General features: G+C 64.1%; 1 pseudogene. It reads left to right on the top strand.

Annotated elements, in window-relative coordinates:
* Positions 1-457, top strand: a pseudogene (locus A6M56_RS05220) (phosphomannomutase/phosphoglucomutase); the annotation flags it as partial.

Raw genomic sequence — 457 nt, 5'->3', positions numbered from 1 at the left:
CACCGGCGACGTCAAGCTGGCGCGACCGATGAAGATCGCGATCGATTGCGGCAATGGCGTGGCCGGGGCGTACGCCGGCGACTTGTACCGCGCGCTCGGATGCGAGGTGCGTGAACTGTTTTGCGAGGTCGACGGCCATTTCCCCAACCACCATCCCGATCCGGCCCATCCGGAAAACCTGCAGGACCTGATTCGCTGTCTGAAAGAAACGGATGCCGAGCTCGGGCTGGCGTTCGACGGCGACGGCGACCGGTTGGGCGTGGTGACCAAGGATGGACAGATCATTTATCCGGACCGGCAACTGATGCTGTTTGCGCAGGACGTGCTCACGCGCCATCCGGGGCGCGAGATCCTGTACGACGTCAAGTGCACGCGGCATATCGCGCCGTGGGTGAGGCGGCATGGCGGGGTGCCGCTGATGTGGAAGACCGGGCATTCGCTGGTGAAGGCGAAGATG

The sequence above is a fragment of the Ralstonia sp. RL genome (assembly GCF_001683835.1).
Taxonomy (GTDB): Bacteria; Pseudomonadota; Gammaproteobacteria; order Burkholderiales; family Burkholderiaceae; genus Ralstonia; species Ralstonia mannitolilytica.
Note: the sequence above shows the minus strand (reverse complement) of the source record. Positions and strands in the feature narration are given on the sequence as shown.